The organism is Streptomyces sp. NBC_00075, assembly GCF_045041225.1.
Taxonomy (GTDB): domain Bacteria; phylum Actinomycetota; class Actinomycetes; order Streptomycetales; family Streptomycetaceae; genus Streptomyces; species Streptomyces adonidis.
The window spans coordinates 10971294-10993217 of the sequence record NZ_CP108243.1 but is presented as its reverse complement, the minus strand read 5'-3'; the positions used below and the strand labels follow the sequence as shown (position 1 = coordinate 10993217).

25 protein-coding genes, 1 pseudogene and 1 riboswitch are annotated in these 21924 nt (G+C 70.8%); of the genes and pseudogenes, 14 read left to right on the top strand and 12 right to left on the bottom strand.

All coding sequences use genetic code 11. The features are described from left to right. Positions 1-3: 3 nt before the first annotated feature. The 5 genes from OG787_RS48280 to OG787_RS48260 all read left to right on the top strand — a co-directional run bounded on the left by OG787_RS48280 (position 4) and on the right by OG787_RS48260 (position 4230). Positions 4-1098, top strand: a complete 1095-nt coding sequence (locus OG787_RS48280; RefSeq protein WP_369029644.1) for an enoyl-CoA hydratase/isomerase family protein — start codon at positions 4-6, stop codon at positions 1096-1098. 32 nt (positions 1099-1130) lie between these two features. Then, entirely contained in the window at positions 1131-2015 is an 885-nt protein-coding gene (gene mmsB, locus OG787_RS48275; protein ID WP_405540795.1) for a 3-hydroxyisobutyrate dehydrogenase, read from the top strand. 80 nt (positions 2016-2095) lie between these two features. Then, positions 2096-2632, top strand: a complete 537-nt coding sequence (locus OG787_RS48270; protein WP_405539842.1) for an NAD(P)H-dependent oxidoreductase — start codon at positions 2096-2098, stop codon at positions 2630-2632. Positions 2633-2711: 79 nt separating this feature from the next. Next, positions 2712-3485 (top strand): TetR/AcrR family transcriptional regulator, encoded by a 774-nt coding sequence (locus tag OG787_RS48265; protein WP_369029647.1) that lies wholly within the window; start codon positions 2712-2714, stop codon positions 3483-3485. A gap of 82 nt (positions 3486-3567) precedes the next feature. After that, a complete protein-coding gene (locus tag OG787_RS48260; protein ID WP_369029648.1) occupies positions 3568-4230 on the top strand; it encodes a TetR/AcrR family transcriptional regulator in 663 nt (220 codons plus the stop codon). 22 nt (positions 4231-4252) lie between these two features. Here the strand turns inward: OG787_RS48260 and OG787_RS48255 are convergent, their stop codons facing one another. The 4 genes from OG787_RS48255 to OG787_RS48240 all read right to left on the bottom strand — a co-directional run bounded on the left by OG787_RS48255 (position 4253) and on the right by OG787_RS48240 (position 7265). Continuing rightward, positions 4253-4762: a nuclear transport factor 2 family protein gene (locus OG787_RS48255; RefSeq protein ID WP_369029649.1), complete on the bottom strand. Its 510-nt coding sequence runs from the start codon at positions 4760-4762 to the stop codon at positions 4253-4255. Between the two features lie 158 nt (positions 4763-4920). After that, complete coding sequence (locus tag OG787_RS48250; protein WP_369029650.1) at positions 4921-6099, bottom strand: acyl-CoA dehydrogenase family protein; 1179 nt, start codon at positions 6097-6099, stop codon at positions 4921-4923. A 142-nt stretch (positions 6100-6241) separates the two neighbouring features. Beyond that, the gene (locus tag OG787_RS48245) at positions 6242-7018 is read right to left on the bottom strand and encodes a CbtA family protein (protein WP_405539840.1); all 777 of its coding nucleotides are present in this window, start codon (positions 7016-7018) and stop codon (positions 6242-6244) included. Between the two features lie 25 nt (positions 7019-7043). Continuing rightward, entirely contained in the window at positions 7044-7265 is a 222-nt protein-coding gene (locus OG787_RS48240; RefSeq protein WP_369029652.1) for a CbtB-domain containing protein, read from the bottom strand. Positions 7266-7326: 61 nt separating this feature from the next. Beyond that, a riboswitch (cobalamin riboswitch) is annotated at positions 7327-7410 on the bottom strand. A 160-nt stretch (positions 7411-7570) separates the two neighbouring features. Here OG787_RS48240 and OG787_RS48235 point away from each other — a divergent pair. After that, complete coding sequence (locus OG787_RS48235; protein ID WP_369029653.1) at positions 7571-8164, top strand: histidine phosphatase family protein; 594 nt, start codon at positions 7571-7573, stop codon at positions 8162-8164. Positions 8165-8188: 24 nt separating this feature from the next. Here OG787_RS48235 and OG787_RS48230 read toward each other — a convergent pair whose 3' ends face one another. The 7 genes from OG787_RS48230 to OG787_RS48200 form a co-directional block, all read right to left on the bottom strand. Then, positions 8189-8611: a ferredoxin gene (locus tag OG787_RS48230; RefSeq protein WP_369029654.1), complete on the bottom strand. Its 423-nt coding sequence runs from the start codon at positions 8609-8611 to the stop codon at positions 8189-8191. Between the two features lie 53 nt (positions 8612-8664). Beyond that, positions 8665-9774 carry a 1,2-phenylacetyl-CoA epoxidase subunit PaaE gene (paaE, locus tag OG787_RS48225; protein ID WP_369029655.1) on the bottom strand — a complete coding sequence of 370 codons (1110 nt, stop codon included), beginning with the start codon at positions 9772-9774 and terminating at the stop codon, positions 8665-8667. Next, positions 9774-10280: a 1,2-phenylacetyl-CoA epoxidase subunit PaaD gene (paaD, locus tag OG787_RS48220; protein WP_405539838.1), complete on the bottom strand. Its 507-nt coding sequence runs from the start codon at positions 10278-10280 to the stop codon at positions 9774-9776. The genes paaE and paaD overlap by 1 nt, the downstream gene beginning before the upstream one ends. Continuing rightward, the gene (gene paaC, locus OG787_RS48215) at positions 10274-11101 is read right to left on the bottom strand and encodes a 1,2-phenylacetyl-CoA epoxidase subunit PaaC (protein ID WP_405539836.1); all 828 of its coding nucleotides are present in this window, start codon (positions 11099-11101) and stop codon (positions 10274-10276) included. The genes paaD and paaC overlap by 7 nt, the downstream gene beginning before the upstream one ends. A 10-nt stretch (positions 11102-11111) precedes the next feature. Further along, entirely contained in the window at positions 11112-11429 is a 318-nt protein-coding gene (paaB, locus tag OG787_RS48210) for a 1,2-phenylacetyl-CoA epoxidase subunit PaaB (RefSeq protein ID WP_369029658.1), read from the bottom strand. Next, entirely contained in the window at positions 11426-12424 is a 999-nt protein-coding gene (paaA, locus tag OG787_RS48205; RefSeq protein WP_405539834.1) for a 1,2-phenylacetyl-CoA epoxidase subunit PaaA, read from the bottom strand. The genes paaB and paaA overlap by 4 nt, the downstream gene beginning before the upstream one ends. An 89-nt stretch (positions 12425-12513) precedes the next feature. Next, positions 12514-14226, bottom strand: coding sequence for an IlvD/Edd family dehydratase (locus tag OG787_RS48200; RefSeq protein WP_405539832.1), 1713 nt, complete (start codon positions 14224-14226; stop codon positions 12514-12516). A gap of 49 nt (positions 14227-14275) precedes the next feature. Between OG787_RS48200 and OG787_RS48195 the strand changes: the two genes are divergently transcribed. From OG787_RS48195 to OG787_RS48180, 4 genes and pseudogenes are all read left to right on the top strand, one after another. Next, on the top strand, positions 14276-15106 hold the full coding sequence (locus tag OG787_RS48195; RefSeq protein WP_369029661.1) for an IclR family transcriptional regulator: 831 nt from the start codon (positions 14276-14278) through the stop codon (positions 15104-15106). A gap of 57 nt (positions 15107-15163) precedes the next feature. Continuing rightward, entirely contained in the window at positions 15164-16024 is an 861-nt protein-coding gene (locus tag OG787_RS48190; RefSeq protein ID WP_369029662.1) for a fumarylacetoacetate hydrolase family protein, read from the top strand. Then, on the top strand, positions 16021-17055 hold the full coding sequence (locus tag OG787_RS48185) for a zinc-binding dehydrogenase (RefSeq protein ID WP_405539830.1): 1035 nt from the start codon (positions 16021-16023) through the stop codon (positions 17053-17055). Before OG787_RS48190 ends, OG787_RS48185 begins: the two co-directional genes overlap by 4 nt. A 33-nt stretch (positions 17056-17088) precedes the next feature. Then, positions 17089-17229 (top strand): annotated as a pseudogene (locus OG787_RS48180) (acyl carrier protein); the annotation flags it as partial. A gap of 136 nt (positions 17230-17365) precedes the next feature. Here OG787_RS48180 and OG787_RS48175 read toward each other — a convergent pair. Next, complete coding sequence (locus OG787_RS48175) at positions 17366-18268, bottom strand: helix-turn-helix transcriptional regulator (RefSeq protein ID WP_405539828.1); 903 nt, start codon at positions 18266-18268, stop codon at positions 17366-17368. A gap of 151 nt (positions 18269-18419) precedes the next feature. On the opposite strand from OG787_RS48175, the gene OG787_RS48170 reads away from it, so the two are divergent. From OG787_RS48170 to OG787_RS48155, 4 genes are all read left to right on the top strand, one after another. Next, positions 18420-19271, top strand: coding sequence for an aldo/keto reductase (locus tag OG787_RS48170; protein WP_369029664.1), 852 nt, complete (start codon positions 18420-18422; stop codon positions 19269-19271). Positions 19272-19326: 55 nt separating this feature from the next. Next, entirely contained in the window at positions 19327-20313 is a 987-nt protein-coding gene (locus OG787_RS48165; protein ID WP_405539827.1) for an aldo/keto reductase, read from the top strand. A gap of 127 nt (positions 20314-20440) precedes the next feature. Further along, complete coding sequence (locus OG787_RS48160) at positions 20441-21091, top strand: flavodoxin (protein ID WP_405539826.1); 651 nt, start codon at positions 20441-20443, stop codon at positions 21089-21091. Between the two features lie 170 nt (positions 21092-21261). Next, positions 21262-21918, top strand: a complete 657-nt coding sequence (locus OG787_RS48155; RefSeq protein WP_369029667.1) for a (2Fe-2S)-binding protein — start codon at positions 21262-21264, stop codon at positions 21916-21918. Positions 21919-21924: the final 6 nt, after the last annotated feature.

Here is a 21924-nt window from a genome sequence, read left to right as displayed (position 1 = left end):
ATCATGCCTTTCGCGGACACCGGTGGCGCCGACGAGACCGACGTACTACTGCGGGTCGAAGGCCGCGCCGGCCGTATCACCCTCAACAGGCCGGAAAAACTCAACGCCCTGACCCACCCCATGATCCGTACGATCGACGCGGCGCTCGCCGCCTGGGCGCGCGACCCGGCCGTCGCGACGGTGGTGATCAGCGGCGCGGGAGAGCGGGGCCTGTGCGCCGGCGGCGACATCCGCCTCTTCCACGACGACGCACGCACCGGGGACGGCCGGGCGTCGGCCGCCTTCTGGGCCGACGAGTACCGTCTCAACGCCCGCATCGCCCGCTTCCCCAAGCCCTATGTCGCCGTCATGGACGGCATCGTGATGGGCGGCGGGGTCGGCGTGTCGGCCCACGGGAGCGTACGGATCGTCACGGAACGCTCGCAGGTCGCCATGCCCGAGACCGCCATCGGCCTCGCCCCCGACGTGGGAGGCACCCGTCTGCTGGCACGCGCACCCGGCGAACTCGGTACGCACCTGGCGCTGACCGGCGCTCCGGTCGGTGCGGCCGATGCGGTCCTGTGCGGGCTCGCCGATCACTTCGTACCGTCCGTCCTGGTGCCGGGGTTCCTCGCCGCCCTTGCCGGATCACCCGTGCCCGAGGCGCTCGCCCGCTACTCCGCGGAACCACCGGCCGGTGCGCTGACCGGGCACCGGGAGTGGATCGATCACTGCTACGCCGTGGACTCGGTCGAGGAGATCGTGGACCGGCTGCTCGACTGCGGTGACCCGGAGGCGAAGGCCACCGCCGAAACCGTCCTGGCCAGGTCGCCCACCGCGCTCAAGGTCACCCTGGCCGCGCTGCGCCGCGCCCGTTCCCTGGACTCGCTGGAACGTGTGCTGGAGCAGGAGTACCGGGTGTCGTGCGCGGCCCTCTCCTCTCCCGATCTGGTGGAGGGCATCCGGGCCCGGATCATCGACAAGGACCGCGCCCCGCGCTGGTCCCCGGCCTCCCTCCACGACGTCACGGACGCGGCCGTGGAGCGTTTCTTCGCCCCGCTCGGCGAGCGGGAACTCACCATCACCCTCGATGACTTCCTCCAGGAGGCGCCCCAGTGAACGCACACGTGGGTTTCGTCGGTCTCGGCCACATGGGCGGACCGATGGCCGCTCATCTGGTCAAGGCCGGCCACCGGGTACGGGGCTTCGATCTGGCGCCCGAAGCACGGGCTGCGGCAGCCGCGGCGGGCGTCGAGGTGGTCGCGTCGGCGCCGGAGGCCGCGGCGGGCGCCGACGCGGTGATCACCATGCTGCCCGTCGGCCGCCATGTCCTGTCCGTCTACCAGGAGGAGGGCCTGCTCGCGGCGGCAGCACCCGGCACCCTGTTCATCGACTGCTCGACCATCGACGTGGCGGATGCGCGCGCCGCCCACGAGGCCGCCGTCCGGGCCGGTCACCGCGCCCTCGACGCACCGGTCTCCGGGGGTGTGATCGGTGCCGAGGACGCCACACTCACTTTCATGGTGGGCGGCGGCGCAGAGGATCTCCCGCAGGCCGAGCCGCTGTTGACGGCGATGGGCCGCAAGGTGGTGCACTGCGGTCCCGCGGGCGCAGGGCAGGCGGCCAAGATCTGCAACAACATGATCGTCGGCATCTCCATGATCGCGGTGAGCGAGGCGTTCGTACTCGGCGAGAGCCTGGGCCTGTCCAACGAAGCGCTCTACGACGTGGCCTCGGTCTCCTCCGGACAGTGCTGGGCACTGACCGTCAACTGCCCGGTGCCCGGCCCGGTGCCGACGAGCCCGGCCAACCACGGCTACCGGCCCGGATTCGCCGCCCCGCTGATGGCCAAGGACCTGGGTCTCGCCGCCAGCGCCGCCCGGGCCGGCGGGGTCAACGCCGAACTGGGCCTGCGCGCGGCCGAGTTGTTCGCGGAGTTCGCCCAGGGCGCGGGGGCGGACGAGGACTTCTCCGGGATCGTACGAGTCATCAGGGAGGGAGAGAACACGCGCCGCCCGGACGCCGGTCCCGCGTGACCGGCACCGCAGCACAGACGAACTCCTCCGGCACCGACTCCGACTCCCTCCCCCGGAAACAACGAAAAGGTCGGCCCAGCATGTCGAAAGTACTCATCCTCGTAGGTCATCCGGATCTGTCCCGGTCGAAGTACAACGCGGCACTGCTCGACGGTGTCAAGGACCTCGGCCATGTGACCGTGCACGATCTCTACGCCACGTACCCCGATTTCGCCGTGGACGGCGACGCGGAGCGGGACCTGCTCGCCGAGCACGATGTCATCGTCTTCCAGCACCCGATGCACTGGTACAACACCACTCCCCTCTTCCAGCAGTGGCAGGACATCGTCCTGACGCACGGCTGGGCGTTCAACTACGAGGGCAGACGGAGCCGGACGGCCGGCAAGAAGGGCATGGTCGCCGTCACCATCGGCGGCACGCAGGACCAGTACACCTACGAGGGCCTGGTCGGCCGTACCGCCGACGAACTCCTCAACAACTGGGACAGCACACTGCGCCTGTGCCAGTTCGACATACAGCCGGCCTTCAAGCTGTACGGCACCAACTTCGGCGTCCCCCACGAGGATGTCGTGACGGCGGGCAAGCAGTACCGCGCGATGCTGACCGCCTTCGCCTAGTTACTTCAAGGTCAAAAATTCGCTGTCGGCAAAGATTTTATGCCGTTCCCGCGCGTCCGGCGTCGCTACGATCGTCTTCATGACGAAAAGCGCGCGAAAGACCGCAGCCGAGTCCACCTCCAGCGGCGGGGCGAAGGGCACTTCGGCCGGTCGCCCCTCGGCCCGGCGCGAGCTCGTCGAGAACGAGATGTTCGAGCAGGCGTCCCGGCTGTTCGCCGAGCGCGGCTTCGCCGGCACCAACCTGGGGGACATCGCCGAGGCCATGGGCATCACCCGGCCGGCCCTCTACTACTACGTCAAGAGCAAGGACGAGCTGCTCGCCAAGCTCGTCGAGGAGATCACCGAAGGACCGGCGGCGGAGATCGAAGCCCTCGCGGCGGACTCCGACGCCGATCCCGCCGACCGGCTGCGCCGCATCGCCCACCTCATCACCCTGCAACGGGCGAGCCAGCCGAGCCGCTTCCAGTTGCTGCTGCGCTCGGAGGCGGACCTTCCGCCGGCGGTGGCCGAGACCCAGCGGGCCGCCCAGCGCAGCACCCTGCGCCATCTGATCCAGGTGATCGACGAGGGCGTCCTCAAGGGACAGTTCCGTCCGGTCGAGACCCGCACGGCCGCACTCGCGGTCGCCGGGATGTGCAACTGGGTGGCCTGGTGGCACCACCCGACCGGCGAGCACGGCCAGAGCCCCGAGGAGGTCGCGGAGCAGATCGCCGAACTGGCCCTGGCCATGGTGCAGCAGACGACCACGAGGACCCCCGGCACACCCGGTCCCAGGGCCGCCCTCGCACTGCTGCGCGAGGACCTCGACTACCTGGAGCGGACACTCGACGAACAGGCCCGCGACGACTCGTAGGATCCGAACCCCGACGACGTCGTCGGGACCAGGCAGAGAACCATTTTCCGGCCGCCTCGTAGATGGCCAGCATCGGAGCCGAATGAGCCCGTCCACACCTTCTGCCGGGCGTCCGTTGCGTGCCGACGCCCGGCAGAACGTCGAGCAGATCCTCGAGGTCGCCCAGGAGGTCTTCGCCGATCTCGGTTACCAGGCGTCGATCGCGGAGGTCGCCCGGCGTTCCGGTCTGGGCATGGGCACCATCTACCGGCACTTCCCGAACAAGACCGCCCTGGTGGAACACGTCGCCGTCAAGGTGATGCGGGAGAGCGTGGACGAGGTGCGACGCGCCCTGGCCGAACAACCCGCCACATGGGCCGCGTTCACCCGGGTGGTGCGCCACATGGTGCGCCTGCGCAGCAGCCAGCTCTTCCCCGTGTCCCGGGGGCGGGCCAAGGAACCGGGACCCGAACTGGCCGAGGTCCGCACCCGGCTCCTGACCGCCCTGGAAGACCTGGTGGCCAGGACCCAGCGTGCGGGGGCCCTGCGCCAGGACGTGACCGCCTACGACATCGTCCTGATGCTCAACTCGATCCCCCCACGCCTGCCCGACCCGGACGACGCCGGCCCGACGGTGGACCTGGGCGACCGCTGCGTCGGTGTCCTGCTCGACGGGCTGCGCGCCCCCAGCTCCGAGACACTGCCCCGGCCCGCGCCCAGCCGCCGCGAGATCGACCAGTTCTTCCGCACCATGTACGGCCTGTGACCGGCCCCCGGACAACGGCTGCTCAGAACATGGTGTTGTCGTTCATCGACGTCTCCGGGATGTCCTGGATGACATCCCAGTGCTCGACGATCTTGCCCTTCTCGAACCGGAAGATGTCCATCACCGCGGCGCCGCGGTCGGTCGCGTCGTAGGTCCGCTTGTAGTGCACCGCCACCAGGTTCTTCTCGCCGAACACCCGCTTGAAGTCGAACTTCAGGTCCGGGGACAGGTTGGTCCGCCACGTCACGTAGGCGACGAACGGCTTCGTGCCGTCGGCGGACAGCGGGTTGTGCTGGATGAACTCGCCGCCCACGTAACGGTCCGCGGCCGCCTGGGGCTGCTTCTTGTTGAAGGCCAGGTCCAGGAACGCGACGGCGACGCGCTTGTTGTGCTGCACCTGGCTTTCGGCCTGGTGCGCTCTGCCACCGGACTCCGGACTGGCCGAGGCCGTACCGGCGACGGTGAGCGTGACTGCGGTGATCGCGCCGACAGCGGCCAGGGCGGCTCGGCGGCGAGAGACAGAGGTCTTCATGGTCATCTCCTGGGATTTCGCTCCTGCGGGCCGGTGAACCACCCGCAGCACCGACCGTAGAAGCCGCACTTCAAGGCCGGGAGAGGAGAGTTTGTCCATGGATCGGCGGTCCCTTCCTGCTGCACGCGCCCGCAGCCGCCGCGCCGTCCCCCATGCCGTCAGCGGCGCACCCTGGGCATCCCCAGCCCGATCCACGAGATGATCTCCCGCTGGATCTCGTTGTTGCCGCCCCCGAAGGTGAAGATGACCGCCGAGCGGTAGCCGCGTTCCAGTTCGCCGTGGAGGATCTCGCCGGCCGAGCCCTCCTTGAGGGCGCCCGGGGCGGCGACGATCTCCAGGAGCCAGGCGTAGGCCTCGCGGCGGGCCTCGGAGCCGTACACCTTGACCGCGGAGGCGTCCTGCGGGGTGAGGGTGCCTTCCTGGACGGCGTTCACCATCTGCCAGTTGAGGAGTTTCATCGCGTCGAGCCTGGTGTGGGTCTGGGCGAGGCGGCGGCGGACCCAGGGCAGGTCGATGACGCGGCGGCCGTCGGCGAGCTTGGTCTCCACCGCCCAGCGCTGTACGTCGTGCAGGGAGCGGATGGCCATCGTGCCGTGGGCGGCGAGGGTGACGCGTTCGTGGTTGAGCTGGTTGGTGATCAGCCGCCAGCCCTGGTTCTCCTCGCCGACGCGGTGGGCGACGGGGACGCGGACGTTCTCGTAGTAGCTGGCGGTGGTGTCGTGCGAGGCGAGCGTGCGGATGAGGGTGCAGGAGTAGCCGGGGTCGGTGGTCGGCATCAGGAGCATGGTGATGCCCTTGTGCGGCGGGGCGTCCGGGTCCGTACGGACGGCGAGCCACACCCAGTCCGCCGTGTCGCCGTTCGTCGTCCAGATCTTCTGGCCGTTGACGACGTACTCGTCGCCGTCCCGTACCGCGCGCGTCTTCAGGGCGGCCAGGTCGGTGCCCGCCTCCGGCTCGCTGTAGCCGATCGCGAAGTCGATCTCGCCCGCCAGGATCTTCGGCAGGAAGTACGTCTTCTGCTCGTCGCTGCCGTACCGCATGATCGTCGGGCCGACGGTGTTGAGCGCCATGAGCGGCAGCGGCACGCCCGCCTGGGCGGCCTCGTCGAAGAAGATGAACTGTTCCATCGGGGTCAGGCCGCGGCCCCCGTACTCCTGCGGCCAGCCGACGCCGAGCCAGCGGTCGGCGCCGAGGCGGCGGATCGTTTCGCGGTAGAAGCGTTTCTGGGCCACATGGTCGTTGAAGCGCGAGTAGGCCCGCTCCGGTACCAACTCTGCGAAGTAGGCGCGCAGTTCGGTGCGCAGTCGCTGCTGCTCGGGCGTGTATTCGAGATGCACGGCGCCTCCTGCTGGCTCCCCTGGGCCGGACCTGTCGGCGCACACGGTAGAACGTGTTCCAGAAATTGGGAATGGCGGTGCGCACACGCGTGAGGGGGTCCCGGACATCCGGGACCCCCTCACGGCTGGAGCCGCGAACTGCTCAGTGCGCCACCGGAGTTGCCTGCGGCTCGGCGCCGCTCGCGCCGACGGCCGCTGTCGCCCTCGGCACCAGCAGCCGTTCCGCCAGCAGGCCGAAGACCAGGCCGAACGCGGTCCACATGGTCGTCTGGATGGCGAGGGTGGCCACGCGGTACTGCCACAGCAGGCTCGCGGAGAAGCCCTCCGGGACCTCGTTGCTGAACGACGGCAGGAACGCGTACGCGAGTCCGACGGCCAAGGCGAAGAAGGCGCCCGCGGCGAGGGTCGCGTTCCAGTTGCCCAGGCTCGGGGCGAGCCGCTTGCCCAGGATCACCGCGCCGACGGCCAGCAGCACGCTCAGCGCGACCATCAGGAAGAACAGCGCGGTGCGCTGGTTGAGGGTGCTCGCGTCGCCCACGGCGGGCGGGTTGGCGGGGTACTTGAGGAACGGCACGACGTACACGGCGAGCAGCCCGGACCCCGCGAGGAGCAACGCGGTCGCGCGCGGCCCGAAGCGGCCGACCCGGCCGAGCGCGAAGCAGTACGCGAGGGCGGCGATCCCGCCGAACGCGACGCCGTAGACGAGGACACCGGTGCCCAGGCCCGCGGTGGACTGGAGGGCGCGGGAGACGAGTTCCTCGCCGCCGTGCTCGTGCGCGGCGTGCGCCTCCTCGAAGGCGATGGCGTCGTCGACGAGCGGCTCGGCCAGGAGGTAGGCGACGACCCAGGCGAGCGCGCCCGCGACTAGGCCCGCGAGCATGCCGCGGACCAGGAGGTTTCTGACAGTGGTGGAGTTCATCGGCTCGTACGTTTCCCTGTCGTCGTCAGTGGCAGGGGAAGCCGAGCAGGTGACGGGCGTCGTGCACCCATTCGTGCACGCCCTCGCCGGAGACCAGGGAGGTGGCGCCCTGTTCGGCGCCGACGAAGTAGAGCAGCACCAGCATCAGTACGCCGAAGAAGACCGCCCAGGGGGCGATCGCCCCGATCGGCAGCTTCGCGGGTACGGCGGTGGGGGCAGCGGTCGGCTGAACGGCGGACTGTGCCATGACAGGACCTCCTGGGGGAACTCGCGTCCCGTATCGGTGGTGCGGAGGACGACAGCCACGGGTCTGACTTGCCCCCGGACCGCACCGGGGAGGGTGCGTACGGGGCTTACAGTGGCGCGACCGTGCCGGATTCCCACCGGCTTCCGTCGAACCGTCGTCAATATCGACGAGAACGTACCGCGAAGCGGGCATCCGGCCAAGGGCGCATGGGACGGCGTACGGCGCTCCGGTGCGCCGTACGCTGCCTCAAGTTCCGTACATGACAACGACATTGGGGCGGGAATGAGCAGCGCGGGAGCGACCGGATGACGAGCCGAGTGATGTTGATCTCACCGGCGATCAGCGCGGCCCTGCGGGAGGCGCGTTTCGACGACGACTGCCCCCTGGACGAGTCGGGCCTGCGGCTCGCCCGGGCGACGGCCGGGGCGCTGCCGCCGGTCTCCCGGGTCTGGGTCTCCCCCACCGCGCGCTGCCGGGAGACGGCGGAGGCACTGGGTCTCGACTCCGTGTCCGTCCCCGGCCCGGCCGGCCTGGACGCGGGCCGCTGGCGCGGTGCGACCCTCACCGAGGTGACGGAGAAGGAACCCGAGGCGCTGGCCCAGTGGCTGACGGACCCCCAGTCGGCCCCGCACGGCGGCGAGTCGGTCCGCGCGCTGTGCGACCGGGTCGCGCGCTGGCTGGACGACACGGCGGCCCAGGTCACGGCCCGCTCGATCGCGGTCGTCGAGCCGGAGGTCGTACGGGCGGTGACGGTACGGGTGCTGGGGGCGCCCGAGTCGGCGTTCTGGCGGATCGACGTTCCGCCGTTGACGGCAACGGAGTTGAGCGGCCGGGCGGGGCGCTGGAACGTACGGGTGGGGTCGCGGCTCGGGGCGCCGCACGGGGAGTACGAGGAGTAGCGGGAGTGCCGGATGAGGGCTCTCTCAGCCGCCACCGTCGCGCACGGCGCCAGGCGTCTCCAGCGTCCGGATGAAGTCCGCGCACGCCTGTGCGCACTCGCGGCAGGCCTTCGACGCGTCCTCGGCTCCGAGGTGGTCGTCGAGGATCTGGGCGGTCTCCAGACAGACCGTGCGGCACCACTCCAACTGGACGCGGAGCGCGGCCTCGTCCTGGGGGGCCTGTTCGGAGAGCAGGCGGCAGGTCGCGTCGCACACTTCCGCGCACAGGATGCCCTTGCGGCGTGCGAGGGCATCGTCGGCGGATCCGTCCGGGTCCACGAAGCTCGCGCGCAGTGCGGTCGCCCGTGCGCACTCGGTGCATGCCTGGGCGCAGACGAACCGGTCCTCCAGGAACCGGAAGAGTTCCTCTTGCGAAGGCGAAGACGTATGCGTAGTCGTAGAGGTCACCTGGATCGGGTTGCCGCAACCGGCCCCGACAAACCCGGTCGTTCCCTTCCGGGTCAGGTGTCGTAGTCGACGGTCAGGGTCTCCGAGACGGGGAACGACTGGCAGGTCAGGACGTAGCCCGCTTCGACCTCGGCCGGTTCGAGGGCGTAGTTGCGGCGCATGTCCGCCTCGCCCGAGGTGACCAGGGCCCGGCAGGTGCCGCAGACCCCGCCCTTGCAGGCGAACGGCAGGTCGGGGCGGGTGCGTGCGGCCCCGTCCAGGACGGTGGTCTGCCGGGAGAGCGCGGTCGTGGTGGAGCGGCCGTCGAGGGTGATCGTGACCCGACTCACCGGGCCCTCCACGACCGCGTCCGTGTGCCGGACCTCATGAAGCGGCTGGTCGTCGGCGTAGAAGAGCTCCTGGTGGACGCGGCCCGCGGGCACGCCCAACTCGCCCAGCAGCACCTGGGCGTCACGGACCATGCCGTGCGGTCCGCACAGCCACCAGTGGTCGGTGCCGGGGACGTCGACGAGGCCGGAGAGCAGCGCGGCGAGCCGTTCGGCGTCCAGGCGGCCGGAGAACAGCTCGGCCTCGCGCGGTTCGCGGGACAGTACGTGCCCCAGCTGGAAGCGCGTACGGTACAGGTCCTTCAGGTCCGCGAGTTCGTCGGCGAACATCACGGTGTCCGTACGCCGGTTGCCGTACAGGAGGGTGACCTGTGAGCGGTCGTCGGCGGCCAGGACCGACTCGGCGATCGACATCATCGGGGTGATGCCGGAGCCGGCCGCGATCAGGACGTGGCGGCCGGGTGCGGTCAGGTCGGGGGTGAAGGCGCCGGTCGGGGTCATCACGTCGAGCACGTCACCGGGGCGCACCTCGTCGACCAGCCAGGACGAGAACAGGCCGCCGGGCACGACCCGTACGCCGATGCGCGGCTGTTCTCCGGCCGGGGCGCAGATCGAGTACGACCGCCGCTCCTCGCGCCCCTCGAACTCCCGCCGCAGGGTGAGCGACTGCCCGGGCGCGAAGGCGTACTCGGCGGCCAGACCGTCCGGCACCTCGAAGCCGACGGTGGCGGCGTCCGCGCACAGCCGTCGTACGTCGGTGACCTTCAGGGCGTGAAAGACCGGGCGGCGACGGGCTGTTGCCGCCGGGAGGGTGATCGGGGAGACGGTCGCGGCCATCAGATCTCCTTGACGTACTCGAACGGCTCGCGGCAGGCGCGGCAGCGCCACAGGGCCTTGCAGGACGTGGCGGCGAACCGGGAGGTCTCCTCCGTGTCCGCCGAACCGCAGCGGGGGCAGGGCACGATGCGGCGGGTGGGCAGCAGCGAGAGGGCGACCGGGCCGTGGGGTGCGGCGCCGGGCGGGGCGATGCCGTGCTCGGCTAGCTTGCGGCGGCCCGCCGGGGTGATCCAGTCGCTGGTCCAGGGCGGATCGAGGACGGTACGGATCTCCACGCGCGCGTACCCGGCGTCGGTCAACCGCGCCGCGACGTCCGCCCGCATCTCCGCCATCGCCGGGCAGCCGGAGTAGGTCGGAGTCAGGCTCGCGACGACCGTGCCGTCCTCGGCCAGCTCGACGCCCCGCAGAACGCCCAGGTCGGCCAGGGTGAGCATGGGCAGCTCGGGGTCCGGCACCCGGGCGGCGATCCGCCGGGCGTACCGGGCATCGAGCACGGTGGTCACCATGTCGCCTCCGGATGGGCGCGGGCCACGCTCTGCAACTCGGCCAGCAGCGGGGCGAGATGCTCGGTGTGCTCGCCGCCGCGGCCTGATCCGGGCAGCGGCCGGTACACCGGCATGGGCAGTCCGGCGGCGTCGGTGACCTGACGCAGGACGGCGACGACCTCGTCCCGTACGTCGTACGCCGTGAACAACTCACCCAGGTACGGGGCGACCTGGTCCTGAGCCCGGCGCATCCGCCGATGCGACTCCTCCGTGCCGTCCCCCAGGCGCACCGCCCACTCGGCGGCGTACTGCCGGTGGTAGGCCAGCTCCTTCGCGCCCTTCGCCGCGATGGCAGCCAGCACGGGGTCGGGGTGCGACGCCAGCCGCTCGAAGTGCGCGAGCCGCCAGCTGGAGAGCACCAGCAGCCGCACGATCGAGAACGCGAAGTCCCCGCCCGGGAGTTCGGCCAGGCGTACGTTGCGGAACTCGCCGGCGTCCCGGAAGTAGGCGTAGGCGTCCTCGCCGCGGCCGGTGCCGTCGACCTGGCCCACGCGCGCGTAGAGCAGACGGGCCTGGCCGAGGAGGTCGAGGCCGATGTTGGCCAGGGCCACCTCCTCCTCCAGCTCGGGGGCGCGGGTGACCCACTCGCCGAGTCGCTGGGCCGAGACCAGGGCATCGTCGGCCAACGTCAGGCAGAGGGCGGCCAGTTCGCCGGGGTCGACGCCCTCGGGCACGGTGGTGTCGACCCCGTGCAGGGGGTCCTCGAAGCCGGTGCCGTAGGCCCAGCGGGTGTCGTCGTCGTGCCCCTCCGCGAGGGTCAGGTAGACGTGGTCGTCGCTCATGCCCTCTCCTTCAGATGTGCGGGACGTCGTCGGGGATGTCGTAGAAGGTCGGGTGGCGGTAGACCTTGTCGGCGCTCGGCGCGAAGAAGGGGTCCTTCTCGTCGCGCGAGGAGGCGGCGATGTGCTCGGAGCGCACCACCCAGATGCTCACGCCTTCGTTGCGCCGCGTGTACAGGTCCCGCGCGTGGGTGAGTGCCATCCGGTCGTCGGCCGCGTGCAGCGAGCCCACGTGGACATGGTTCAGGCCACGCTTGCCGCGTACGAACACCTCGTACAGCGGCCACTCGTTCGAAGAGTGCGAAGAGTTCGAAGACGTCCCGTCGCTCATGCCACTGCCTCCTTCGCGGCCCGCGCGCGCTGCTTGGCGGCGTGTGCGGTGGCCGCCTCGCGGACCCAGGCGCCCTCCTCGTGTGCGGTCCGGCGCCGGGCGACCCGTTCCGTGTTGCAGGGGCCGCCGCCCTTGATGACGCGCATCAGCTCGTCCCAGTCGGGGGTGCCGAAGTCGTGGTGTTCGCGCTCCTCGTTCCAGCGCAGTTCCGGGTCGGGCAGGGTCACGCCGAGTTTGTCGGCCTGCGGGACGGTCATGTCGACGAAGCGCCGGCGCAGCTCGTCGTTGGTGTGCCGCTTGATCTTCCAGGCCATGGACTGCGCGGAGTTGGGCGAGGCGTCGTCCGGCGGGCCGAACATCATCAGGGAGGGCCACCACCAGCGGTCCACGGCGTCCTGGACCATCGCGCGCTGTTCCGCCGTACCGCGCATCATCGTCAGCAACAGCTCGTAACCCTGCCGCTGATGAAACGACTCCTCCTTGCAGATGCGCACCATCGCGCGCGCGTACGGCCCGTACGAACTCCGGCACAGGGGCACCTGGTTGCAGATCGCCGCGCCGTCCACGAACCAGCCGATCACACCGACGTCGGCAAAGCTCAGCGTCGGATAGTTGAAGATCGACGAGTACTTCTGGCGACCCTCGATGAGCCGCTCGGTCAGGTCCGCACGGTCGGCACCGAGCGTCTCCGCCGCCGAGTACAGATACAGGCCGTGGCCGGCCTCGTCCTGGACCTTCGCGAAGAGGATGGCCTTGCGGCGCAGCGACGGCGCACGCGTGATCCACTCGCCCTCCGGCTGCATACCGATGATCTCCGAGTGCGCGTGCTGGGCGATCTGCCGGACCAGCGTCTTCCGGTAGCCCTCGGGCATCCAGTCGCGCGGCTCGATCCGCCGGTCCCGCGCGATCGTCGCCTCGAAGTGCTCACCGAGCGGCCCCTCGGCAGTCTCCGCGGCGCCGCCCGTGTCCGAGGCGGCGGAGTGTGTCGTCGTCATCGCTACCCGCTCCCCAACCGACCATTCGTTCGGTGTCCAGTGTGACGACTTTTCCGCGCCCGCACAAGCCGTCTCCCGCGGGGCTCGCGTCAGTGCGACTCCCGGCTCACCTCCGAGCCGCTGGACCCGATGAGAAAGTCCAGGTCGGCGCCCGTGTCGGCCTGCTGTACATGGTCGACGTACAGGCGTTCCCAGCCGCGCCGGGGGTTGGCGAAACCGGTGACGGTGGCCTCGTTCGGGGTCCTGCGGGCGAGTTCCTCGGCGGGTACGTCGACGTCCAGGCGCCGGGCCCCGACGTCCAGGTCGATGACGTCGCCGGTGCGGACGAGGGCGAGCGGGCCGCCTGCCGCCGCCTCCGGGGCCACGTGCAGGACGACGGTGCCGTACGCGGTGCCGCTCATCCGGCCGTCGCAGACCCGGACCATGTCACGGACGCCCTGTTCGAGCAGCTTCTTGGGCAGGGGCATGTTGGAGACTTCGGGCATGCCCGGGTAGCCCTTGGGCCCGCAGCCGCGCAGGACGAGCACCGAGTCGGCGTCCACATCCAGGTCCGGGTCGTCGATACGGGCGTGGAAGTCCTCGATCGAGTCGAAGACGACCGCCCGGCCCCGGTGGCGCAGCAGATGCGCGGAGGCCGCCGCGGGCTTGATCAGCGCTCCGTCGGGGGCGAGGTTGCCGCGCAGGACCGCGATACCGCCCTCCGCGACCAGCGGTTTCTCACGGGTGCGGATGACCTCGGCGTCCCAGATGGGGGCGTCGTCGAGATGGCTCACCAGCGGTTCCCCGGTGACCGTGAGCGCGTCGGGATCGAGCAGGTCACGGACCTCGCGCAGGACGGCGGACAGGCCTCCGGCGCGGTGGAAGTCCTCCATGAGGAAGCGGCCGGCGGGCTGGAGGTCCACCAGGACGGGGACGCGGGAGCCGATCCGGTCGAAGTCGTCCAGCGACAGGCCGATGCCGAGGCGTCCGGCGATGGCCAGCAGGTGCACGACGGCGTTGGTCGATCCGCCGATGGCGGCCAGGGCGACGATGGCGTTGTGGAAGGACGCCTTGGTCAGGAAGGTGCCCGGACGACGGTCGGCGGCGACCATGTCCACCGCCAGCCTGCCCGTGCCGTGGGCGGCTTCCAGCAGTCGGCTGTCGGGCGCCGGGGTACCGGCCACCCCGGGCACGACCGTGCCCAGCGCCTCGGCCACCAGGGCCATCGTCGAGGCGGTGCCCATGGTGTTGCAGTGCCCACGGCTGCGGATCATCGACGACTCGGAGCGGGTGAACTGCTCCTGGGAGAGCGTGCCGGCCCGTACCTCCTCCGACAGCCGCCACACGTCGGTCCCGCAGCCCAGCGGCGTACCGCGGAAGGTCCCGGTCAGCATGGGCCCACCGGGAACGACCACCGCAGGGAGGTCCACCGAGGCGGCGGCCATCAGCAGGGAGGGGATCGTCTTGTCGCAGCCGCCCAGCAGGACGACGCCGTCGATCGGGTTGGCCCGCAGCATCTCCTCCGTGGCCATCGCGGCCATGTTCCGCCAGAGCATGGCGGTGGGCCGCACTTGTGTCTCGCCGAGGGACACCACGGGCAGGTCGAGGGGGATGCCCCCGGCCTCGTACACACCGTTGCGGACGGAGGCGGCCACCTCGTTCAGATGCGCGTTGCAGGGGGTGAGGTCGGAGGCGGTGTTGGCGATGGCGATCTGCGGCCGGCCGGTGAAGGCGTCGTCCGGTGCGCCCCGGCGCATCCAGGCCCGGTGGATGTAGGCGTTGCGGCCCTGCCCCTCGTACCACTGTGCGCTGCGAAGCTTCACCGTCGACCCTTTCCAATAATTGGTACAGTGGTCTACTCTTCGGAACCTCATGGAGCATAGGCAGATGCACGACGGCCCGTCAGCCCCCGTGACCGAGGAAGTCGCCGGTGGCGACGGTGACGCCGCGCGGCTCGTGGGGTCGGACCGGGTGCTCGCCGTCCTCAAGGAACTGGCTCGGTATCCCGACGGCGTGGGTCTGGAGGAGCTGACCCGGGTGGTCGGCAGCCCCAAGCCGACCGTGCACCGGGCGCTGGGAGCCCTGCGCCGGGCCGGACTGGCCGACCAGGGCGCCCGCGGTCGCTACGTCCTGGGTGACGAGTTCCTGCGCATGGCCTTCGCCCACCACGAGGATCGCCCCGAGCATGTCCGGATGCGTCCCGTGCTCGACGCGCTGGCCGACCGGTTCGGCGAGACGGCGCACTACGCGGTCCTCGACGGCCGCGAGGTCGTCTACCGCGCCAAGGTCGATCCGCCGGACGGTTCCGTCCGGCTCACGTCGACGGTGGGCGGCCGGAACCCCGCCCACGCCACCGCCGTCGGAAAGGCGCTGCTCGCCCACCGGTTGACGACGGTGGCAGACGTCGAGGCATGGATCGGCGGGACGCCCCTGGTCCGCCACACGCCTCGGACGCGGTGCACGGCGGCCGACCTGTACGAGGACCTGCGTGCCACCCGCGACCTGGGGTACGCCGTGGACGACCAGGAGAACGAGGCGGGCGTCAACTGCCTCGCCCTGCCCGTGTACGCGACCTCACCGACGACTCCTTCCGGCGCGGTGAGCGTCAGCGCGCTCACGTACCGGACGCCGCTGAGCGCTCTGGTCGAAGCGGTCGACGAAATCCGGGAGTTGCTCGGCCCCCTGGGCGAGCCACACCGATGAGCCACCAGCAGAACCCCCGTCCACACCGCCCTACCGGTCGAACTGGAGACTGACCCCATGTACCTCATGCGCATCGGTGCCACGGGCGCCGAGAAGCCCGTCGCCCGCGTCGACGACGAGACGTACGTCGACCTCTCCGACATCGTCACCGACTTCGACGAGGCGTTCTTCGGGTCGGGCGGCCTCGACCGTGTCCGTCCCGTCGTGGCCGAGCGGACGGCCGCCGGGCAGGTGTCCCGGTTCGCCGGGGAGCGGATCGGCGCCCCGATCGCCCGTCCGCACCAGATCCTGTGCATCGGGCTCAACTACCGTGACCACGCGGCCGAGAGCGGAATGGCGGTGCCGGACGAGCCGATCCTGTTCACCAAGTCGCCCAACACCCTCGTCGGCCCGAACGACGACGTACGCATTCCGCGCGGGTCCGCCAAGACGGACTGGGAGGTGGAGCTGGGCATCGTGATCGGCCACCGCACCAGCTATCTCGACTCGGTCGAGGAAGCGCGGGACGCCATCGCCGGGTTCGTGGTCGTCAACGACGTGAGCGAGCGCGCCTTCCAGTTGGAGCGGGGCGGGCAGTGGGCGAAGGGCAAGTCCGCCGAGACCTTCAACCCGGCGGGCCCCTGGCTGGCCACCACCGACGAGATCGACGACGTCCTCGCGCTCGACATGTGGCTCGACGTCAACGATGTCCGCCGTCAGAGCGGCAACACGAAGACCATGATCTTCGACCCGTACTTCATCGTGCACTACCTGAGCCAGTTCCTCGTCCTGGAACCTGGCGACCTGATCAACACCGGTACCCCGCCCGGTGTCGGCATGGGCCTCAAGCCGCCCGTGTATCTCCGGGCGGACGACGTCATGGAACTCGGCATCACCGGCCTCGGCAGCCAGCGCCAGCGCGTGCTCGGCCCCCGGTGAACGCCCGTCGTCACATACGCGCGTTCGTCCTGACGGCTCCTGGGAAGTACGAGGTCCAGGAGGTCCCCGCCCCGGTGGCGGTCCCCGGGGAGGTCGTCGTCGACGTCGAGCGGGTCGGCGTGTGCGGTACCGACATGGAGTTCCACACCGGGGCGATGGCCTACCTCCACCAGGGCCACTCCTCCTATCCGATGCGCCTCGGCCACGAGTGGTCGGGGCGGGTGGCGGCGGTCGGTGACGGTGTCGACCCCGGGTGGATCGGCCGCCGGGTCATGGGCGACACCATGCTCGGCTGCGGTGTCTGCCGACGCTGTCGGCGGGGCGCTCAGCATGTGTGCGAGAAACGGCAGGAGGTCGGCATCCGTGGTGGGCGGGCCGGTGCGTTGGCCGAGCAACTCGCGGTGCCCGTCTCCTCGTTGCACGTCCTGCCCGATTCCGTCGACTCGGTGCTGGGCGCGCTGGTCGAGCCCGGGGGCAACGCCCTTCGCGCCACCCGGGCTGCCGAACTACGCCCAGGCGACCGGGCGTTGGTGCTGGGTCCGGGGACGATCGGTCTGCTGGTCGCGATGTTCGCCCGTGCCGCCGGGGCGGAGGTCCACCTGATGGGCGCGACGGACGCCTCGCTGGCCTTCGCCCGCGAGCTGGGCTTCGAGCACGCCTGGCGGGAGGACTCCGTCCCGGATCTGCCGTACGACGCCGTCGTGGACGCCTCCAATGCGGCCCATCTCCCCGACCTGGCCCTTCAGTCGGTCGAACCGGCGGGCCATGTCGTCTACATCGGTCTGTCCGGCACACCGAGCCGCATCGACACGCGCACGCTCGTCCTCAAGGACGTGACCGCGGTCGGTGTCCTGTCCGCCTCCCCCGGTCTCGACGCAACCATCCGCGCGTACGCCGAGGGTTCGGTCGATCCGAGGCCGCTGGTCGCCGCGACGGTGGGTCTGGATCAGGTCGGGGCGATCCTCGCGGGTGAGCGTCCGGCGGGCGCGGGTCCGGGGCCGAAGTTCCATGTGGACCCGGGCCTGGGGTGAGGCGGTTCGGGGTTCGGTGATGGCGTCGATGAGGTGACCGCCCCCGACGGAGGTCCGGCCGCCGGCCTGACGGAGATCTGGAGCGAGGTGCTGGGCGTCCCGGCCCGCCCGCGCGACGACTCTTTGCAGCTGGGCGGCAATTCCCTGCTCGCGGTCCGTATCGGCGCGGCCCTGCGCGCCCGGGGGCCGCCGTCCCTGCGGCTGCGGAAGCTGTACCGGCACCCGAGCGCCAGGAGGCCGCGGCGAGCCTCGGAGCGGCCGAAGTCCCCGCTGCCGGCGGCGACTTGGCGGGCGCCGGGCTGCTGTGCGGCTAGGACCGGGCGCCCCGGTTCTCGGGCCGCCCGGCAGGCTGCGGTGCTGTCATGTCGAGCAGCAGCATGGCGTCGTGGTCGGGGGTGCCCGGCTCGGCGGTGTAGACGCCGAGGCGCTGGCCGGGGGTGTCTTCGAGGTGCATGCTCTGGCCGCTGAGGGTGAGGGTGCCGACCTGGGGGTGGTGGAACTTCTTCTGCTTCCTCTTGCGGCCGACGACGTCGTAACGGTCCCACAGCTTGGCGAAGTCGGGGCTCTTGAGGACGAGTTCGCCCACCAGGCTGGTGAGGTCGGGGGCGTCCGGGTCGGTGCCGGCCTGGGCGCGGAGCCGGGCGACGCAGCCGCGGACCTGGTTGTCCCAGTCGGGGAAGAGGGCGGGCGCGGTGGGGTGGAGGAAGAGGTAGCGGGCGAGGTTGCGCTGGGTGGCGGGCCAGTCGGCGATGCCCGCGTACAGGGCGAGGCCGCCGGGGTTCCAGGCGAGCAGGTCCATGCTGCGGCTGACGATGTAGGCCGGGTTGGGCCGCAGCGACTCCAGGACCAGTTTCAGGTGCGGGCCCACGGTGCGGCTGGGCGGCGGCGCCGGTTCGGGGGCGTACCGGGCCGCGCGGGCGGCGAGGTCCCGCAGGTGCTGGTGCTCGGCGTCGTCGAGGCGCAGGGCACGGGCGAGGGCGTCGAGCACGGAGGGGCTGGGGCGGGTCTCCTTGCCGCGTTCCAGCCGGACGTAGTAGTCGATGCTGATCCCGGAGAGCGTGGCCAGTTCCTCGCGGCGCAGACCGGGGGTGCGGCGCAGGCCGGTGCCCACGGTGAGGCCGACCTGGCCGGGGCTGGTCTGGGTGCGACGCGCACGCAGGAACCGGCCCAGTTCCATGTCGGCGCTCCTGCCGGTGCTCTGCTCGGATGCCATATCACCAGTGTCACACCGCGCTGACCTGCATGGCAGCCATGTGGGGGGTTCTGTCACACCCCTGAACGTCACTCCCTGGCACAGCTCGGCCTGCCACCTGGGCCGGATCGGCGGGATGCTCGAAGAACCCGCGACACGTAAGGAACCCCCCATGCAGACCGTCACCCTCAACAACGGCGTGGAGATGCCCGTTCTCGGCTTCGGTGTCTTCCAGATCCCGGCGGAGCAGACCGAGCAGGCCGTCACCGACGCCCTCGCCGCCGGCTACCGGCTGCTGGACACGGCCGCCGCGTACCAGAACGAGGAGGCCGTCGGCCACGCGATCAAGAGCAGCGGCATCCCGCGCGAGGAACTCTTCGTCACCACCAAGCTGTGGGTCCAGGACGCGCCCGCGCAGGAGAACACCAAGCGCGCCTTCGAGACGTCCCTGACCAAGCTCGGCCTGGACCACCTCGACCTGTATCTGATGCATCAGCCCTTCGGCGACGTGTACGGCCAGTGGCGGGCCATGGAGGACCTGAACCGCCAGGGCCTCGTCAGGGCGATCGGTGTCGCCAACTTCTACCCCGACCGGCTCCTCGACCTCACCCTCAACAACGAGGTCACCCCCGCGGTCAACCAGATCGAGACCCACCCGTTCTTCCAGCGCACCGCCGACCAGGAACTCATGGTCGAGCACGGGATCCAGATCCAGTCGTGGGGCGGGTTCGCCGAAGGCAAGAACGACATCTTCACCCACCCCGTCCTGAGCGGGATCGGCGAGAAGCACGGCAAGTCCGTGGCGCAGGTCGTACTGCGCTGGCTGACGCAGCGCGGGGTCGTCGCGATCCCCAAGTCGGTCCGTGCCGACCGGATGGCGGAGAACATCGACATCTTCGACTTCGAGCTGACCGACGACCAGCTGGCGGCCGTCGCCGCCCTGGACACCGGGGAGACGCTGTTCTTCGACCACCACGACCCGGCGATGGTCGGCTGGCTCAGCGCCCGGCGCGTGGACGCCTGAGCCGTAGCCACGTCGTTTCCGCATGTCGTTCCGCACGTGATTGAGGAGAAGAGCTGTGAACACCCGCACGCTCGGCAGCAGCGGACCGGAGGTCTCCGCGATCGGACTGGGCTGCATGGGGCTCAGCCACGGTTACGGCCCCGCGGTCGACGACCGGGACGGCATCGCCCTGATCCGCGCCGCCGTCGACCTGGGCGTCACCTTCTTCGACACCGCTCAGGTGTACGGCCCGTTCACCAACGAGGAACTCGTCGGGCGGGCCCTGGCCCCCGTGCGCGACGAGGTCGTCATCGCCACCAAGTTCGGCTTCTCCTACGACGGCTCCCGGTCCACCGGCCTGGACAGCCGCCCCGAGCACATCCGGGCGACCGTGGAGGACTCCCTGCGCCGGCTGGACGTGGAGAGCATCGACCTGCTCTACCAGCACCGGGTCGACCCCGACGTACCGATCGAAGAGGTCGCCGGGGCGGTCAGGGAACTCGTCACGGCGGGCAAGGTCAAGCACTTCGGCCTGTCCGAGGCCGGGGTCGACGTCATCCGCCGCGCCCACGCCGTACAGCCGGTCGCGGCGCTTCAGAGCGAGTACTCCCTGTGGTGGCGCGAGCCCGAGGAGCGGATCCTGCCCACGCTCCTCGAACTGGGGATCGGGTTCGTCCCCTTCAGCCCACTGGGCAAGGGCTTCCTGACCGGTTCGATCACCAGCGCCACGTCCTTCGGCGACTCCGACCTGCGCGGCGGCCTCCCCCGGTTCACCGAGCAGGCCCGCGCGGCCGACCAGGCCCTGGTCGACCTGCTGGGGTCGGTCGCCGAGCGCAAGGGCACCACCACCGCGCAGATCGCGCTGGCCTGGCTGCTGGCCCAGCACCCCTGGATCGTGCCGATCCCCGGAACCACGAAGATCCACCGTCTACGGGAGAACACCGGTGCCGTCGATGTCGAACTCACCCCGAAGGACCTGGCGGAGATCACCGAGGCGGCCGACCGGGTCGACGTCAGCGGGGACCGCTACCCCGAACACATGCAGCGATGGATCAACCGCTGAGCCCGTCCGCGTCCGCCGGGCGACCGGGGACGGCAGCGCGGCGCGTCGACGATCCGCAGGGAGCCGGCCCGCCGCGCCGGGACGACGTGCGTTCCTTCGTGGTGCGCTGCTGGGAGGAGCCACCGTCGTGACCGGTGTCCAGCTCGCCGGCTGTTCCACGTCCGCGCCCAGCGGGGACGCGTCGAACGGGGTCGCGTCGAATGGCGACACGCCATCGCCCGCCGAGCGGCCCGCGTCCGCCGGCTCGTCCGGGACGCGGGTCCTGCTGGCCTATTTCTCCCGCCCTGGCGAGAACTACTTCAACGGCGGACGCACCGACCTCAAGACCGGAAACACCGAAGTCCTCGCCCGGATGATCAGCGAGCACATCGAGTGCGACGTGCACCGCATCGAGGCCGTCGACGCGTACCCCGACGGCTACGACGCCACGGTCGCCCGCAATGTCCGTGAGCAGGAAGCCGATGCGCGACCGGCCATCGCCAACCCCCTGCCGGGGATCGACCGTTACGACCTGGTGCTGCTGGCCAGTCCCGTCTGGAACGTCCGCCCACCCATGATCATGTCGACCTTCGCCGAGCGGTACGACTTCCGGGGCAAGGCGGTCCACCCGGTCACGACGCATGCGATGAGCGGCCTGGGCACCACCGAGCGCGACTACGCGGCGCTCTGCACCGGCGCGACCATCGGGCAGGGTCTCGCGGTGCGCGGCGAGGAGGTCCGGGAGGCCGACGCCGAGGTCCGGTCGTGGCTGCGGAGCATCGGACTCCTCCGCGACTGACCGCGTCGCCAAGCGGTCCATTCTGGCAGTGCCGTGCCCTGTGGGACAGGTGAGAGAGGGGCCCTGTCACACCCTGGCAGACCGTTCCCCGGCACAACACGGCCTGCCACGCGGCCAGTTGGCCGACCAGGCTGGGCATGCCCCCACGTTCCCCCTGCGAGAGAGTGAGCATGTCGACCGAAACCCCCGAGTCCGCCACGGCTCCCGCCGCCCCGCCTCCCCCCACCGGGCCCCCGCCCGCACCGTCACGCCGTACCTTCATCGCGACGACCTCCGCGGCCGGCGGTGTCATCGCGGCGGGCGGTCTGGTCGCGGGTCCGGCACTGCTCGGCGCGGAAGAGGCCGTTGCCGCCGAGGCGCCGCCCAGCAGCCGTGTCTCCTTGACCGTCAACGGCAAGCGGCACACCGTCACGGTCGACAACCGCACCTCGCTCCTCGACCTGCTGCGCGAGCACCTGGGCCTGACCGGCTCGAAGAAGGGCTGCAACGCCGGTGCCTGCGGGGCCTGCACGGTGCTGGTCGACGGACGGCGCGTCAACTCCTGCCTCACCCTCGCGGTACGGCTGGAGGGAGCCGAGGTCACCACCGTCGAGGGCCTGGCCAAGGGCGGTCGACTCCATCCGCTCCAGCAGGCGTTCATCGACCAGGACGCGTTCCAGTGCGGCTACTGCACACCCGGCCAGATCGTGTCGGGCGTCGGGTGCATGCGGGAAGGTCACACCGGTTCGCCGGAGGAGATCCGGGAGTGGATGAGCGGCAACATCTGCCGCTGCGGGTGTTACGTGAAGATCGTGCGCGCGGTCGAGCAGGCCTCGGGCCGGAAGTGAGTGTCG